Below are 14724 nucleotides of genomic sequence, written 5' to 3' on the forward strand. Positions count from 1 at the left end.
ACCGACGGGTCGACACCGGACCGCGTACCGCCGACGGGCGGCGTCAGTCGGCGGGTTCGCTCCGCCGCTCGGTCGTCCGCCGGCCCCCGAGCGTGTACACCCACAGGATGCCCAGGCCGAGCAGGTACGCCAGCGCGGTGGGGACGCCCACGATGAACATCGTGAAGATACCGTTGGGCGAGACGATAGCCGAGATGGTGACGATGCCGATGACCACCTCGCGCCACCGCCGGTACATCAATTCGAAGGGGATGATGCCCCCCCGGTGGAACAGGAACATCGTCACCGGGATCTCCGCCAGCAGACCGATACCGATGGTCAGGAAGAACACGAGCCACCCGAAGTCGCTCACGCGGTAGGAGATGACCATGTTGGCCTGCAGCTGGTCGTAGGCGATGGCCGAGATGGTCATCGGGGCGACGTAGAGAAATCCCACGAGACTGCCGCCCACGAGCGCGGCAAAGACCGTCCCGCCCCAGACGAGCAGGACGTTGCGGTTCCCGACCACGAAGCCCCGTTCGCGAAGCGCCGGCCAGGCGAAGTAGAGGACGAGGGGAATCACGGAGACGGCCCCCAGGATGGTCGAGAACTTCACGATGAAGACGAGGTGCTCGACGGGGTGGAGCGTGACGATGTTGACCTCCTCGGCCATCTCCGGGGGGAGCCGGCTGACGAAGGTCCGCTGTATCTCGCCGATACCGCCCTGGTAGAGAAAGAGGAAGGCCCCGGCCAGGACGGCACCGAAGATACCCAGGATCCAGAACGCCTTGGAGGCAATCGAGTCCAAGATGAAGCGGATGTCGTAGTAGTAGCCGCCGACGTCGTCCTCGGTGGTCTCGTCCTCTGTGAAGGCGTTGAACACGCCGGCGGTCGTCGAGGTGAGGACGTCCGTGTCCTCCTCTGTGCCCTCGATGGCGCCGTCGGCGCCCTCGCCGCCCTCGCCGTCGTCCTCGTGGGCCATATCCCAGCGGTCGAGGACCATCTGGGCCTTGTCCCGGTCGCCGGCCGAGAGGGCCGTGTCCGCGTGTGCCAGCGCCTCCTCCTCGGTCATCTCCTCGAAGACCTCGGGGGGCGCGACTTCCACCGCGGACGCGTTCAGCTCGTCGATGTCGATGGCCGCCGGGTCGCCGACGGGCCCCCTGCCGGCGTTGGCCGCGAGCGCGCCCAGCACGTGGTAGTAGAGGACCACGACGGCTCCGACCAGGCCGACGAGCGCGGCCAGCAGGAGCGCCGTCCCCTCGACCGAGAGGCCGAGCAGCTGCGGGGGCTGGACGTTGCCGGTGAGCCGCGAGGAGTACTGCGCGGCGACCCCTTCGACCGCCCGGACGTACTGGAAGGCGGGGGTCGCGAGCAGGTAGTAGACCGCACCGCCCGAGACGACGGCGCCGCCGAGCACGGTGTTCCAGTGCTGGCGTGCCACGCCACGCGTGCTCACCAGGTCGCTGGACCGGCGGACGAGCATCGCCAGCTTCGCCAGCGCGAGGCTGATGACATAGAGGCCACACAGCGGGGCCGCCCACATGATCTGCGTGAACGGGTCCGGCGGCGAGAACAGGGCACCGAAGGCGAAGATGCCCAGCACCGAGAGGCGCCACTTGTCGCGGAAGGTCTCGTAGGGGACGATCTCGGTATAGGAGAGGACGGTCATCACCAGCGGGAGCTGGGCCGCCAGGCCGAAGGAGACGGCCAGCATGAAGACGAACTGGAACCACTTGACGATGGAGTACTGCGGGGTGAATCCGGCCTTGAACGCGTCGCCGGCCAGGAAGTCGAACATCAGGGGGAAGAACAGCTCGTAGGCGTAGGCGACGCCGCCGAAGAAGAGCGCCAGACTGATGACCGAGAAGGTCACCCCCTTCCAGAGCGGAATCCTGTCGGCGGGCCACCACCCCCGTTCGCGGAGGCCGTCCCGACCAAAGTAGATCAGCAGCGGGAGCGACATGAGGATGCCGATGACGGCCCCGATCTTCACCTGCAACAGGATGACGTCGAACGGCGTGACGGCGACGATGCTGGTCGCCTCCCGGGTCGTCAGGTCCATCTGCGAGTACAGGAGGTCGGCCCGGAGGCGGTCCCAGACGCCGTACTGCAGGGCCATGATGGTCCCGATCATGCCGACGACGAAGACGATAAACACCTTCTGGAGGTGCGTCTGTGCGCTGCGGAGCATCGCCCCCAGCGTGGCACGGCCGTTCTGGACCGTCCTGACGGTGTCCTCGTCGAGCGCGCTCGCCATGTTCTCTGAAGGTAGTCTATTCGGCGTTATCAATTTGTCCATCCCGTGGACGTCGACGGCCGCTCGACAGCGTTCGTGAGACGCCCGCGAGCGGGGTCGTCGCCGGCCGGACCGACGCGCGAGCGTGGCGCCGTCCCACCCTCGTTCCGTGCCGCGGCGGGACGACTGCGAAAAGAAAGTTTACAACGACGAACCGCCAAGCCCGGGACAGATGCCCGACGGGAACGCGGACGACGACGCGAGCCCACCACGCGAGGACCACGGGGGTGATGGTTCGACGCCCCCCTCGGATGGCGGGGCCGAGGAGCCCTCGCCCCAGCCAGCGGAGGGGGGCGACGACCAGTCGTCCGAGCGTTCCGGGGACTACGACGAGGACTACGGCCTGTCCGAGCCGGTGCGCCGGCCCGAGGAACACGGCCCCCGGGACCCGGTACTCTCGGACGAGGACGTCGCCGACGCCGACGAGTCCGACACCGACGGCGACGGCGGAGCCGAGTCCGGGGCTGCAGCGGCAGACGCCGACGCTGACGACGGGGCTGACACGGACGCCGACGGGACCGACGTGACGGAGTACCGGACTGTCTCGGACCCCCACGGGTTGCTCGTCAAGCAGCAGCCGCCGCTGTTCGAGCGCGACCCGAGCAAGATAACCGCCGCGATTCCGGCCGACATCCCGACCGACTGGGGCATTCCCCAGCCGACGGGTGTCGGCGACGCCGGCGGTGCCCCGTCGCCGCCGGAGCACGACTACGACGTCGACGAGATGGTCGACCAGGGCGCGCCGGACGACGAGGAGATGCCGCTGGCCGACCACGTCGAGGAGATGGCGCTCCGACTGTTCGCCGTCGTCGGCGTGATGGCCGCCGTCACCATCATCGCCCTGCCGGCCTCCGACGAACTCATCCAGTTCCTGTGGTTCTCCTTTCTCGACGGCCCGGCGGAGGCCTGCGGTTCCTTCGCCGTCGGCGGCACGGACACCGTTTCGGCGGCCGGACCCGACTGTCCGCACGTCTACAGCCCGCTCGCGCTCATCCTCGCGCGCCTGAAGGTCGCCTCGCTCGTGGGCCTCATCGCCGCGCTCCCCGTCTTCGTCTACCAGACGTACCTGTTCATGCGCCCCGGGCTCTACCCCCGCGAGCGGCGCTACTACCTCGCCGCCGTGCCGACGAGTCTCGTGCTCGCGGCCATCGGCGTCGGCTTCGCGTACTTCGCCGTCCTGCGGGCGATGTTCGATTATTTCATCACCTACTCGGACCGGGCCGCCGACCTCGCCTTTGGCCTGGGCGATACCTTCAACCTCATCATCCTGATGCTGGGCTTTTTCGCGCTCATCTTCCAGATCCCGCTGTTCGTGATGCTCGCCATCATGATGGGCGTCACGACCCGCCAGTGGCTCCAGGACCGCCGGCTGTACTTCTGGGGCGCCTTCGCCGCCATCGCCTTCGTCTTCAGCCCCGACCCGACCGGGATGGCGCCGCTGATGGTCGCCGTGACGATGATAACGCTGTTCGAGGGGACCCTCCTGCTGCTGCGCTGGACCGGCGACGCCTCGCCCGTCCCGACGCCCGAGGAGGCCGCGGCCCGCCGGCCGTTCGTCTGGCTTGCCGCGCTCCTCGCCGGCTACGTCCTCAGCCCCGCCCCGGTGCCGACCGGCTACTACACCCGGCTCCCGCCGGTGGTCACCGAGTCGCTGGCGTCGATCGGGCTGGGGAACGCGACGCCGATGCTGTTGGGTGGGAGCATCATCGTCGCCTTCGAGCTGTTGGCGTACCTGAACAAGAACTACTACGGCAGCGTCCGGGCCTGGCGGGCCTTCAGACGCGCCCGACTCCCCGTCTGGGCGGTGGGCATCGTCGCCGGCTACCTGGCCAGTCCCGACCCGACGCTGTTCCGCCTGGTGAACCAGGTCAGCCTCGAACCGACCGCCGCCACCGCCCTCGCGGCCGCGCTCATCGCACTCTTCGAGGTGAGCCTGTTCGTCGCCCACCGGCGGGCTCGAAGCGCGAGTGAGTCATGAGACGGGTGCTGCTCACCCGGCACGGCGAGACGCCCTGGAACCGCGAGGGGCGCATCCAGGGGTGGGCCGCCACCGGTCTGACCGACCGCGGCCGGCGCGAGGCCAGTGCGATGGGGGCGTGGGTCGCCGACGCCTACGACGTCGACCGGGTTCTCGCCTCGGACAGCGAGCGAACCCGGCAGACCACGGCCCACCTGCGCGACGCGGCGGCCGGCGACCTGCCCACTCCCTCCTTCGACGCCGCCCTGCGCGAGCGCGGGTTCGGCGTCTACCAGGGCTTCCTGGTCGAGGAACTGTTCGAGCGCTACCCCGAGCACGACCCGGACGACAGCGTCTCGTCGCTCTCGGCCGACCCCGCCCACGGCGAGTCCGTCGCGGCGTTCTGCGACCGCGTCGCGTCGGCCTGGGACGCGGTGCAGACGGCGACCGACCCCGGCGAGACGACGCTGGTCGTCACCCACGGCGGCGTGATCAAGGTGCTCCTGGCCGACCTGACCGACCGCGATCGGTCGGCGACACTCACCGCTCACTCACACGACAACTGCGCCGTCACCGAGATCAGCCTCGACGGCGACGACGCGACGCTCGTCGCCGAGGAACAGACCGACTGGCGCGAGACGGTCGACTGGTAGCCGTCCAGCGCCGTCGCCAGCCCGCACTCACTCGGCGCTCGGGTACTCGGCGTCGAAGACGTCCGCGACGACGGGCTCGTCGTCCTCGCTCTCCGGGCTGACGCTGCCGGTCTGGTAGCCGTGGAGGTCCAGGGTCACGTGGTCGAACCCGCAGTCCTCGATGTGGTCCCGCGCCGCGCGGACGAAGTCGGGGTCCAGCGCCGTCTCCAGTTCCGCCTCGCCGACCTCGATGCGGGCCAGGCCGTCGTGGTCGCGGACCCGGAACTGCTCGAAGCCCCAGGTCCGCAGGAGGCGCTCGGCCTTCTCGACCCGGGAGAGGCGTTCTTCGGTCACTTCGAGTCCCGTCGGGATGCGCGAGGAGAGGCAGGCCATCGAGGGCTTGTCGGCCACCGAGAGGTCGTACTCGCGGGCGATCTCCCGCACCTCGGCCTTCTCGACGTCGTGTTCCAGCAGCGGCGAGTAGGCGTCGAGTTCTTCGACGGCGCGCAGGCCGGGGCGGTGGCCCTCGCCGACGTCGGAGGCGTTGGTGCCGTCACACACCACGTCGATGCCCAGTTCCATCGCGCGGTCGTACATCGCGCCCAGGCGCATCGACCGGCAGTGATAGCAGCGCATGTCGTCGTTCTGGATGAACTCCTGGCTGTCGAGTTCGGAGAACTCCACGATCTCGTGACGGATGCCGATCTCCTCGGCGACGCGCGTGGCGTCCTCGAGTTCCTCGGCCGGCAGGGTCTCTGACTTCGCAGTGCAGGCGACGGCGTCGTCGCCGAGGGCGTCGTGGGCGATCGCGGCGACGACACTCGAGTCGACGCCGCCGGAGAACGCGACCAGCACGCCGTCCCGCGCGGCGAGGTCCTCCCGGGCAGCAGCGAGTTTCTCCGCGACAGCGGTCATTGGTCTGGCTTCTCGCTGGACCGTGAAAACGCCTTCGCGTTCTGCATCAGTAGTGTTCCCTGCAGTTGCCATCGAGGTGAACAGCCAGAAAGCCCCGAGACGCTGGACTCGGAGGGCTCGCTGCGCGCGCTCGTTTCACTCGCGTGCTTACGTCGCCCGCCTTCGTCCAGCGTCTCGCCCCTTTCAGTCCCGCCCCGCGTCGGCTGGTCAGCCTGCAACGGGTGGGGCTTTCTGGCTGTTGTGACTCGAAACGATTCCGCTCCACACTCTCCGTCCTGCTAGGCGACGGGTTTTATCTCGCTGGCGTCGAACGAACGGGCAGATGGAGTTCGAATCGGTGCCGGGCGTGGGCGCGAAGACGGCCGAGGCGCTCCGCCAGCTCGAGGATCCCGAGCGAGCCCTGCGGGAGGGCGACGTGGCGACGCTCGCCCGGGCCCCGGGCATCAGCGAGGGGCGGGCCGCGCGCATCGCCCGCGGGGCCATCCGGGCCGACCACGACGACCCCGGCGGGTTCGCGGCGACGCCCCGGGCCAGGACGATATTCCAGGACGCGCTCGGCCTGGTCCAGGACCGCACGGTCACCGATTACGCCGCCAGCCGCCTGGAGACGCTGTATCCAAGCGGTGTCCGCAGCCGCATCGAGGAGGTCCGCGCGTTCTCCGAGCGGGCGATGGCCCGCGACCCGGACCCCGCGGTGCTCGACGCGCTCGAGGCCGTCGAACCGCTCGTCGAACCCGGTGACGTCAGGGTCCGGGACCGTTGCCTGGCGACGAGTGACGCCGAACGATACGCGACAGCCAAGGAGGCCATCCCCGAGGTGAGCGTCGAGGTGGTCGACGACGCCCGCCAGCTGGCGGAACTGGCTCGCTCGTACGCGACGGTCGTCGCGCTGGACGAGTCGTTTGCCGGCGTCGACGTCGAGGGCGACGTCCGCGTCGACCCGGATGCGCTGGCGAGCCCCGAATCGGTCGTCCCCGAGCGCGTCCTGACGTTCTTCGCGCGGAACCGCGACCGCGTGCGGGCCGCCGCCGAGGTCCACCGCGTCGCCGGCCTCGAGGGCCCGTGTGACCTCGACGCCCTCGAATCGGCGCTCGGACAGCTCGACCCCGACGGCAGTGTCCGGGGCGACGACGAACTCGACCGCCTCGCCACCGCCGTCGACGACCTGGACGCCGCCGTCTCGACCGCCGAGAGCGTCGCCAACGACCACCTGCGCGAGGCCATCGAGGAGCGCGACGTCACCATCGAGGGCACCGACCTACTCTCGCTGGTCGAACGGGGCGCTGGCGTCGACTCCCTGCTCCAGCGCGAACTCGCCGACGAGTACGCCGCCGCAATCGAGCAGGCCCGCGACCACCTCGTCGACGCGCTGGCGCTCACGGATACCGAGGACGTGGCCCGCCGGGCCTTCCCGGACGAACCGGCCTACCCGGTCGAACACGAGGAGCGCGTCGTCAGTCGCCTGCGCGAGGAACTGACCGCCGCGCGGGACCGCCGGGCGACCCGCCGGAAGCAGGAACTGGCCGACGACCTCGCCGACCTGCGCGACGACGCCGACGCGCTGGTCGACGCCGCGCTCGAACTCGACGTGGAACTCGCCGTCGCGCGCTTCGCCGACGACTTCGAGTGCACGATGCCCGCGGTGACCGAGGAACCGGGCTTCGACATCCGGGGCGGGCGCTCGCCGCTGCTGGACGTGCCTTTCGAGGATGTGGACCCCGTCGACTACGCCGTCTCGGGCGTGACGGTGCTCTCGGGGGTCAACAGCGGCGGGAAGACCTCGACGCTGGACCTGGTAGCGCTCGTGACGACGCTCGCTCACATGGGCCTGCCCGTCCCGGCCGAGTCGGCCCGCGTCGGCCGCATCGGCGAACTCCACTACCACGCCAAGACCCAGGGGACGCTGGACGCCGGCGCCTTCGAGGCGACGCTGCGTGAGTTCGGGGACCTGGTGCGCGAGGTCGACGGCCAGTCGCCCGCGAACGGGGCGAGCGGTGACGCCGCGAGCAGCGACGGGGGCGCCGACCGCCGGGTCATGGTGTTGGTCGACGAACTCGAGTCCATCACCGAACCCGGCGCGAGTGCGAAGATCATGGCGGGCATCCTGGAGGCGCTCGGCGACAGTCGGGCGACGGCCGTCTTCGTCTCGCACCTCGCCCGGGACATCCGCGAGGCCGCCGCCATCGACGTGAGCATCGACGGCATCGAGGCCGTCGGCCTGGAGGACGGGGAGTTGCGGGTCGAACGCTCGCCGGTGAAGGGAAAGCTCGCCCGCTCGACACCGGAACTCATCGTCGAGAAGCTGGCCGACGGTGACGGGGGTGCGGACGGGACGGGCTTCTATGCGGCCCTGCTCGATAAGTTCGACTAGTCTCGCGTCGAGTGGCTCGTCGCATCCGTGTTGACGGCGACGAACCGCTTGATATCGCCGGAGCTGTCGGTGACCGGTGTGATCGTCTGGTCGACGACGTATCGCTCGCCGGACTTGCGCTCGTTGACGACCCACCCCTCCCAGGTCTCCCCGTCGAGGATGGTCTCCCACAGGTCCGCGTAGAACGCCTCGTCGTGTGCGCCCGACTTCAGGATGCGCGGATTGGCCCCCATAACCTCCGCTGCCGTGTATCCCGTCGACTCCTCGAACGCCGGATTGACGTACTCGATGCGGCCGTCGGGGTCCGTCCAGTAGATAGAGTGGCCGGCGTGCTCGACGGCCTCGCGGAACGCCTTCAGGTCATGCTGGTTCGACACCCGGTCGGTAACGTCCTGTACGGTCCCGTTCATCGCGACCGGGTCGCCGTCCTCGTCCCGGGCGATCTCGGCCCGTTCGTGGACCGTTCGCACATCGCCGTCCGGCCGGACGATACGGTGCTCGATGTCGTACGCCGAGTCGCCCGCGAGCGCCCGGTCGACTGCCGTAGTCACGGCGTCACGGTCGTCGGGGTGGACCAGCTCGAGGAACGCGTCGTACGTCGCGTCCCACGTGTCCGGTTCGACGCCGGCGATTCGGTATATCTGGTCGGACCAGTACAGCCCGCCGGTCTCGATGTCCCAGGTCCAGCTGCCCAGGTCGGCGATCTGCTGGGCGCGGGCGAGGTGTGCCTCGCTCTTCTGGAGTGCCGCCAGGGAGCGGCGCCGTTCGACCGCGTTGGCGATGCGGTTGGCCAGCACGGTGTACTGGTCTACCCCCCGCCCCTTCTGGAGGTAGTCGGTCACGCCCGCGGAGATGGCATCGCTGGCGATCTCCTCGCTGCCCTTGCCCGTATACAGGATGAACGGCATCTCCGGGTACGCCTCGCGGACGAGTTCGAGGAACTCGAGGCCGTCCGTCCCAGGCATGTCGTAGTCGCTGACGACACAGTCGACCGTCTCGCGTTCGAGACGGTCGAGCCCCTCCCGTGTGCTCGACTCGCAGACGACCTCGAAGTCGTCGTTCTCGCGACGGAGACAGCTGGCGGTGAGGTCCAGTATCTGGGGGTCGTCGTCCACGTGCAGGACACGGATCGGTGCCGTCGCTGTCCGGTCGCCGGGGCGGCCGTCGACTCTCGGAATCGAGGGTTCCATCTCCATCGTGCTCCCTGATGCCCGCTTCACACCGCTCTCAGTTGGTTTTCGACAGTCGTTGTATGGACGCCTGCAGGTCCGAGAGGTTCCTCGCGACCTCCCCGTTGGCTTCCGCGATGTCCTCGACCTGGCTGGCGACCGTCTCGGCCTGGTCGACGGCCTCGTCGACCTGGCTGGCGACCTCCTCGGTGCTCGCGGCCTGGTCGTCCATCGCGTCCGCGACTTCGGCGATGCCCTCCGACGTCTCCCTGACCGCGTCCGCGACGTCCATGAGGTTCTCCATCGCCTGTTCGACCTGGTCGGTCGACGCGTCCACCTGTTCGACCATCCGTTCCAGGCTCTCGACTGTCTCGTCGGTGTCGGTCTGGATGTCGTCGATGAGCGCCTCGATGTCGGTCGCGTACTCCTGGGACTCGCCGGCCAGGGACTTCACCTCGTCGGCGACGACGGCGAAGCCGTCGCCGGCGTCACCTGCGCGTGCGGCCTCGATGGAGGCGTTCAGCGCCAGGATGTTCGTCTGCTCGGCGATGTCGTTGATGATCTCGACGATGTCGTCGATCTCGTCGACGCGGTGCTGCAACGCGTCCACGTCCGAACTGACGGCCGCCGCCGAGTCAGACACGGCGTCCATCGAGTCCAGTGCCGCCTTCGCGGACTCGGTCCCGTCGTCGGCGAGCGTCGCGGCCCGGCTGCTGGTCGACTCGACCTCGTCGGCGGTCGAGGCGATCTCCTCGATGGTCGCGCTCATGTTCGCGACCTCGCTCTCGACGGCGTCCATGGCCTCGGTCTGTTCGTTGGCCGTGGCACTGATCTCCTGGGAGGTCGCCGCGACGTCGTCGGTCGTCTCGTCGATCTCGTCGACTGACTCGCCGACCTCCTCTGCGACCGCCTGCTGGCGCTCTAGCTCCTGTTCTAAGTCCTGGCTGAACGAGTGGATGTAGGTGTCCATCGCCACCTGCTGGTCCAGCAAGAGCAGCTTGAGCACCGACGTGGTGCGCTCTGCGACCGTCTCGACTGCTTCCTCTACGTCGGCCGTCTCCGCTGCCACCTCGTCACAGATCCCCTGGATGATGCCCTCGTAGTAGATCGAGAACGCGCCCAGATAGAACCGCGGCCCCAGGTCGAGCACGTCGTGAATCTTGCCGATGCGGGCCCGGCGCTCGAAGTACTCCCGGCCGTACTCGCCCCGGCCGAGCGCCTTGAGATACCGCTCCTGGGACCCTTTGAGCATCTCGACGGACTTGGTGGACCGCCCCAACACCTCCTTTGCCTCGCCGTGTGCCTGGATGTTGTCGTAGAACCGCTCGACGAGGTCGTCCGCGATCTCGTCGAACAGATCGTCCATCGCCGCCAGACGGCTGGCATCGTCCGCGTCGAATCCGGTGAACTCCTTCCGGAACTCGATTTCCTTCCGGTCGATGCCGATGTCGTCGACGAGCTGTGACCCGTCGACGCGCTGTCGCCGTTCGTCGTCGATACGCACGGCAGCCCCCCCCTGTGACATTATAGAATATGCGTGATAACAATAGCGTAAATAATTTTCTACTGATACGGACCAGAATATTCTGGGGTAATGAAAACTGTTTAACAAAAGTTCCGGCAATAGCGCTCCTGTGTCGGATTTCGAAGACGCTCTGTGTATCCCAACTACGACAGGTAGGCTGCCGGCCGGAAGCCGACAGCGTGGCCCGCTGGATGGGCCCCGCCGGACGCCCGTTCCGACGCCGACCAGTTTCACTTTCACCGTCGGGGTGGCAAATGGTTAAGTACGCAGCGAAGGTCGGTGCACGTGATGAGCGACGACCCCGAGGAGGGGATGCTCGGCTGGGACGAGTCCGTCTTCCGGGACGAGACCGTCTTCGAGATCGACTGGCTCCCGGAGACGTTCAAGCACCGGGAGACCCAGATGGAGACGCTGAAGTACGCGCTCCGGCCGGCGGTCCGCGGGTCCCGGCCGCTCAACGTCATCGCTCGCGGCCCGCCCGGCACCGGGAAGACGACGGCGACCCAGATCCTGTTCGACGAGCTGACCGCCCAGACCGACGTGCAGGCGGTCCGGGTCAACTGCCAGGTCGAGTCCACCCGCTACGCCGTCTTCTCCCGGCTGTTCGCCGAGATATTCGAGTACGAGCCCCCCTCCTCGGGCATCTCCTTCAAGAAGCTGTTCTCCCAGATCACCGACCGCCTGGTCGAGCGCGACCAGGTGCTCGTGGTCGCCTTAGACGACGTGAACTACCTCTTCTACGAGAACGAGGCCAGCGACACGCTGTACTCGCTGTTGCGCGCCCACGAGGCCCACAGCGGGGCGCGCATCGGCGTCATCTGTGTCTCCTCGGATCTGGACTTAGACGTCATCGAGGCGCTGGACACCCGCGTCCAGTCGGTCTTCCGCCCTGAGGAGGTCTATTTCAACAAGTACGGTCAGGCCGAGATCGTCGACATCCTCGACGAGCGCGTCGACCGGGGGTTCCACGAGGGGGCGGTCGGCCCGCAGGTGCTCGACCGGGTGGCCGAACTCACCGAGGAGCAGGGCGGGGACCTCCGGGTCGGCATCGACCTCCTGCGCCGGGCGGGGATGAACGCCGAGATGCGCGCCTCCCGTACGGTCGAACGGGAGGACGTCGAGGCGGCCTACGACAAGTCCAAGTACGTCCACCTCTCGCGCCGACTCCGGGAGCTCTCGGACTCGGAGGCCTCGCTCGTCGAGGTCATCGCCGACCACGACGGCAAGCGGGCCGGCGACATCTACGACGTGTTCAACGACGAGACGGGACTGGGCTACACCCGCTACTCCGAGATCATCAACAAACTCGACCAGCTGGGCATCATCGACGCCGAGTACACCAACGTCGACGGCCGGGGCCGCTCGCGGGAGCTGACGCTCAACTACGACGCCGACGCCGTGCTCGACCGGCTCTGACCGGCTCGAGCCCTCGCGTCACCCCAGTTTCTGGAAGGTCGTCTCGGTCCACTTGAGGGCGTAGTCGGGGCCGTGGTCGCGGTAGGCGTCCGTATCGAGTGCGGCGAAGGGCGCCGGCAGGTCGAGGCCGTGTTTGACGGCGCTACAGGCCAGTTCGGCCGCCGCGGCGAAGCGCGTCTGTCCGCGGGCCACCTCCCTCGACAGGTCGCCCAGGCGCGGTTCGAGGCGCTCGCCGGCGTCGACCCAGGCGTCGAACAGCCGCGGGTACTCGCCGTCCCAGTCCGCGAAGACGGGACGGGTCTCCAGGCCGACGTACGCGTCGTACAGTGCGGCGGCGAGCTGGTAGGTGTCCGCGGCCCCCAGTCGCGACCGGGCGACGTCGGCGAATTCGGGGTACACGTCCCGGAAGAATCCCAGGAAGTGCTCGGGCACACCCAGACCGACCTCGACCAGCGCCTCGGCCAGCAGGAAGTCGACGAAGCCCTCTGGCGACCCCGCGAGCCGGGGCTTGACGAACACACAGGGCGGGTCGGTCTGGCGGGTCCAGGCGACCCCGCCGTCGCCGGGCATCCCGACGGTGAAGTCGCTGCCCGCGAACCGCTGCAGCTCCTCGGGCGCGTCGGCCGGCAGCCAGGATCGGTCGTAGGTGACGGGGTCGACAGCGTCGGTCAGCAAAAGGAGGTCCTCCGCGACCGCCGGGTCGAGCGTCTCGAAGTCCCGTGCGGTGTCGACGACGAGCGCGTCGGGCGCGTGGGCCTCGCGGACGCCGGCCACCTCGCCGGACAGCGAGCGTTCGGTGAACATCTACGCCGACAGCAGGGCCATGCCAGCGATGACGAGAATCGCAAGGAGGGCCGACGCGCCGACGGTTCCGAGGACGATCTTCGTTGCCTTGCTCATGTGATGGCGTATCGAGGGCCGGGCATTAAACCTTGAGAAACGACGCTCGGCTTGCCACACCCGTCGTCGGCGTCAGTCGCCGCTCGCGCCGACGCCGGCGCGGTGGGCCACGTCGCGCCACTTGCCCGTCCAGAAGCGGCCGGTGTTTACCGCGGCCTTCACGTAGAAATCGCCCACGAGCGCCGCGAAGATAGCCGGCAGGCCGAGGCCGAGTCCGGGCGACACCGGGACGCCGACGATCGGGACGGTCACCACGAACGACGCCGGGAGCGCCAGTGCCGCCACCGGGAGGCGGTACCCGTAGGACCCCAGTATCGTCCCGTAGAGCGGCCAGCGGGTGTCGCCGGCGCCCCGCAGACTCCCGCGCATCGTCCGCGAGACCGAGAAGCCCGCGACCAGCAGGCCGAACACGCGGACGAACTGCGCGGCGAGCTCGGGGTAGGCGGTCCCGAACAGGCCCACGATGGGGCGGGCCAGCAGGACGAGCACGGCGCCGACGGCGAGCTGGACCGCCAGTGCGACCCGCAGCGTCTGCCAGCCGTAGTCCGTCGCCGCATCGGGGTCGCCCGACCCGAGGTGCTGGCCGACGAGCGTCGAGGCGGCCGTCGCGTACCCCCACGCGGGCATCAGCGCCAGCAACATCACGCGCCGGCCGATGGCGTAGGCCGCGAGCGTCGGCGTCCCCAGCACGCCCAGGACGAACAGGAACGGGAAGCGTGCGAACGTCTGGAGCAGGCGCATCCCCGTCAGCGGGAGCGCAACGCGGACGATCTCGCGCAGGAGGCCGGCGTCGAACTGTGGCCCGCCCAGCGGCAGGCGGACGGCGTAGCGCCCCGAGGAGAGCAGCGTGAAGAAGATGACCGCCGCGAGCGTGTTCGCGATGGCGGTCCCCCACGCCGCGCCGGCGATGCCCAGCCTGGGGAACGGGCCCAGGCCGAAGATGAGGACGGCGTTGAGCGCGACGTTCGTCGGGAGGCTCAACAGCCGGACGTACATCGGCGTACGGGTATCGGCGCTCCCGGCGAGCGCGCGAGCGGCGACCATAGACCAGAACCGCGGGGCCATCGACAGCATCACGATGGCCAGGTAGGTCGCTCCGAACTCGACCGTCGCGGCGTCGTCGGTCAGCACGCCGACCAGGAGTTCGGGGTACAGCCAGGAGACCAGCGTCAACGGCGCCGAGAGGGCCAGCGCCAGCCACAGGGACTGCTTGACCGCGAGGTCGGCCCGGGCGGCCTCACCGGCCCCCTGGAGCCGCGAGACGACGCTGATGGTCCCCGAGGAGATCGCCAGCGAGAGACCGAAGCCCACGAAGTAGTACTGAAAGCCCAGCTCGAGGCCGGCGATGGCCGCATCGCCCAGCGCGACCCCGACCATCAGGAAGTCCGCCAGTCGCAGGAGGATGCGAAGCCCGCCGGTGACCATCACCGGGGCCGCGAGGTCCGTCGCGGCGGTGGCCTTCTCGCGGTCGACCAGGCCCGCGCTGGAAAGCACCGCGGGAACCCAGCGAACCAGCCGCTGTAGCGCACGTCGGACCATCTATTCCCCCTGTGGACCGCAACGT

General features: G+C 68.9%; 11 protein-coding genes. 4 read left to right on the plus strand and 7 right to left on the minus strand.

Annotated features, from left to right (window positions below):
* Positions 1 to 43 precede the first annotated feature (43 nt).
* Positions 44 to 2236 carry a twin-arginine translocase subunit TatC gene (locus tag P1K88_RS03305; protein ID WP_276412527.1) on the minus strand — a complete coding sequence of 731 codons (2193 nt, stop codon included), beginning with the start codon at positions 2234 to 2236 and terminating at the stop codon, positions 44 to 46.
* 211 nt (positions 2237 to 2447) lie between these two features.
* On the opposite strand from P1K88_RS03305, the gene tatC reads away from it, so the two are divergent.
* A complete protein-coding gene (gene tatC, locus P1K88_RS03310; protein ID WP_276412528.1) occupies positions 2448 to 4253 on the plus strand; it encodes a twin-arginine translocase subunit TatC in 1806 nt (601 codons plus the stop codon).
* Positions 4250 to 4885: a histidine phosphatase family protein gene (locus P1K88_RS03315; protein ID WP_276412530.1), complete on the plus strand. Its 636-nt coding sequence runs from the start codon at positions 4250 to 4252 to the stop codon at positions 4883 to 4885. Before tatC ends, P1K88_RS03315 begins: the two co-directional genes overlap by 4 nt.
* A 27-nt stretch (positions 4886 to 4912) precedes the next feature.
* Here the strand turns inward: P1K88_RS03315 and larE are convergent, their stop codons facing one another.
* Positions 4913 to 5779: an ATP-dependent sacrificial sulfur transferase LarE gene (gene larE, locus P1K88_RS03320; RefSeq protein ID WP_276412531.1), complete on the minus strand. Its 867-nt coding sequence runs from the start codon at positions 5777 to 5779 to the stop codon at positions 4913 to 4915.
* A gap of 322 nt (positions 5780 to 6101) precedes the next feature.
* Between larE and P1K88_RS03325 the strand changes: the two genes are divergently transcribed.
* Positions 6102 to 8150 carry a helix-hairpin-helix domain-containing protein gene (locus P1K88_RS03325; protein ID WP_276412533.1) on the plus strand — a complete coding sequence of 683 codons (2049 nt, stop codon included), beginning with the start codon at positions 6102 to 6104 and terminating at the stop codon, positions 8148 to 8150.
* On the opposite strand, the gene P1K88_RS03330 is transcribed toward P1K88_RS03325, so the two are convergent.
* On the minus strand, positions 8147 to 9370 hold the full coding sequence (locus tag P1K88_RS03330) for a PAS domain-containing response regulator (RefSeq protein WP_276412535.1): 1224 nt from the start codon (positions 9368 to 9370) through the stop codon (positions 8147 to 8149). The genes P1K88_RS03325 and P1K88_RS03330 overlap by 4 nt on opposite strands.
* A gap of 7 nt (positions 9371 to 9377) precedes the next feature.
* Positions 9378 to 10844 (minus strand): globin-coupled sensor protein, encoded by a 1467-nt coding sequence (locus tag P1K88_RS03335; protein ID WP_276412537.1) that lies wholly within the window; start codon positions 10842 to 10844, stop codon positions 9378 to 9380.
* A 288-nt stretch (positions 10845 to 11132) separates the two neighbouring features.
* Here P1K88_RS03335 and P1K88_RS03340 point away from each other — a divergent pair, with 288 nt between their 5' ends.
* Positions 11133 to 12260, plus strand: a complete 1128-nt coding sequence (locus tag P1K88_RS03340) for an ORC1-type DNA replication protein (RefSeq protein WP_276412539.1) — start codon at positions 11133 to 11135, stop codon at positions 12258 to 12260.
* Positions 12261 to 12278: 18 nt separating this feature from the next.
* Here the strand turns inward: P1K88_RS03340 and P1K88_RS03345 are convergent, their stop codons facing one another.
* The 3 genes from P1K88_RS03345 to P1K88_RS03350 all read right to left on the minus strand — a co-directional run bounded on the left by P1K88_RS03345 (position 12279) and on the right by P1K88_RS03350 (position 14699).
* Positions 12279 to 13064, minus strand: coding sequence for a DUF7089 family protein (locus P1K88_RS03345; RefSeq protein ID WP_276412540.1), 786 nt, complete (start codon positions 13062 to 13064; stop codon positions 12279 to 12281).
* A complete protein-coding gene (locus tag P1K88_RS18380; RefSeq protein WP_419181079.1) occupies positions 13065 to 13160 on the minus strand; it encodes a hypothetical protein in 96 nt (31 codons plus the stop codon).
* Positions 13161 to 13232: 72 nt separating this feature from the next.
* The gene (locus P1K88_RS03350) at positions 13233 to 14699 is read right to left on the minus strand and encodes an MATE family efflux transporter (protein WP_276412541.1); all 1467 of its coding nucleotides are present in this window, start codon (positions 14697 to 14699) and stop codon (positions 13233 to 13235) included.
* Positions 14700 to 14724: the final 25 nt, after the last annotated feature.

Origin of the sequence: Haloarcula halobia (genome assembly GCF_029338255.1) — an archaeon.
In the GTDB taxonomy this organism is placed as follows: Archaea; Halobacteriota; Halobacteria; order Halobacteriales; family Haloarculaceae; genus Haloarcula; species Haloarcula halobia.

What these genes read in the sequence shown, in the direction of transcription:
- P1K88_RS03305 (WP_276412527.1), bottom strand. Translation starts at nt 2,236, where the DNA reads ATGGCGAGCGCGCTCGACGAGGACACCGTCAGGACGGTCCAGAACGGC.
- tatC (WP_276412528.1), top strand. Translation starts at nt 2,448, where the DNA reads ATGCCCGACGGGAACGCGGACGACGACGCGAGCCCACCACGCGAGGAC.
- P1K88_RS03315 (WP_276412530.1), top strand. Translation starts at nt 4,250, where the DNA reads ATGAGACGGGTGCTGCTCACCCGGCACGGCGAGACGCCCTGGAACCGC.
- larE (WP_276412531.1), bottom strand. Translation starts at nt 5,779, where the DNA reads ATGACCGCTGTCGCGGAGAAACTCGCTGCTGCCCGGGAGGACCTCGCC.
- P1K88_RS03325 (WP_276412533.1), top strand. Translation starts at nt 6,102, where the DNA reads ATGGAGTTCGAATCGGTGCCGGGCGTGGGCGCGAAGACGGCCGAGGCG.
- P1K88_RS03335 (WP_276412537.1), bottom strand. Translation starts at nt 10,844, where the DNA reads ATGTCACAGGGGGGGGCTGCCGTGCGTATCGACGACGAACGGCGACAG.
- P1K88_RS03340 (WP_276412539.1), top strand. Translation starts at nt 11,133, where the DNA reads ATGAGCGACGACCCCGAGGAGGGGATGCTCGGCTGGGACGAGTCCGTC.
- P1K88_RS03345 (WP_276412540.1), bottom strand. Translation starts at nt 13,064, where the DNA reads ATGTTCACCGAACGCTCGCTGTCCGGCGAGGTGGCCGGCGTCCGCGAG.
- P1K88_RS18380 (WP_419181079.1), bottom strand. Translation starts at nt 13,160, where the DNA reads ATGAGCAAGGCAACGAAGATCGTCCTCGGAACCGTCGGCGCGTCGGCC.
- P1K88_RS03350 (WP_276412541.1), bottom strand. Translation starts at nt 14,699, where the DNA reads ATGGTCCGACGTGCGCTACAGCGGCTGGTTCGCTGGGTTCCCGCGGTG.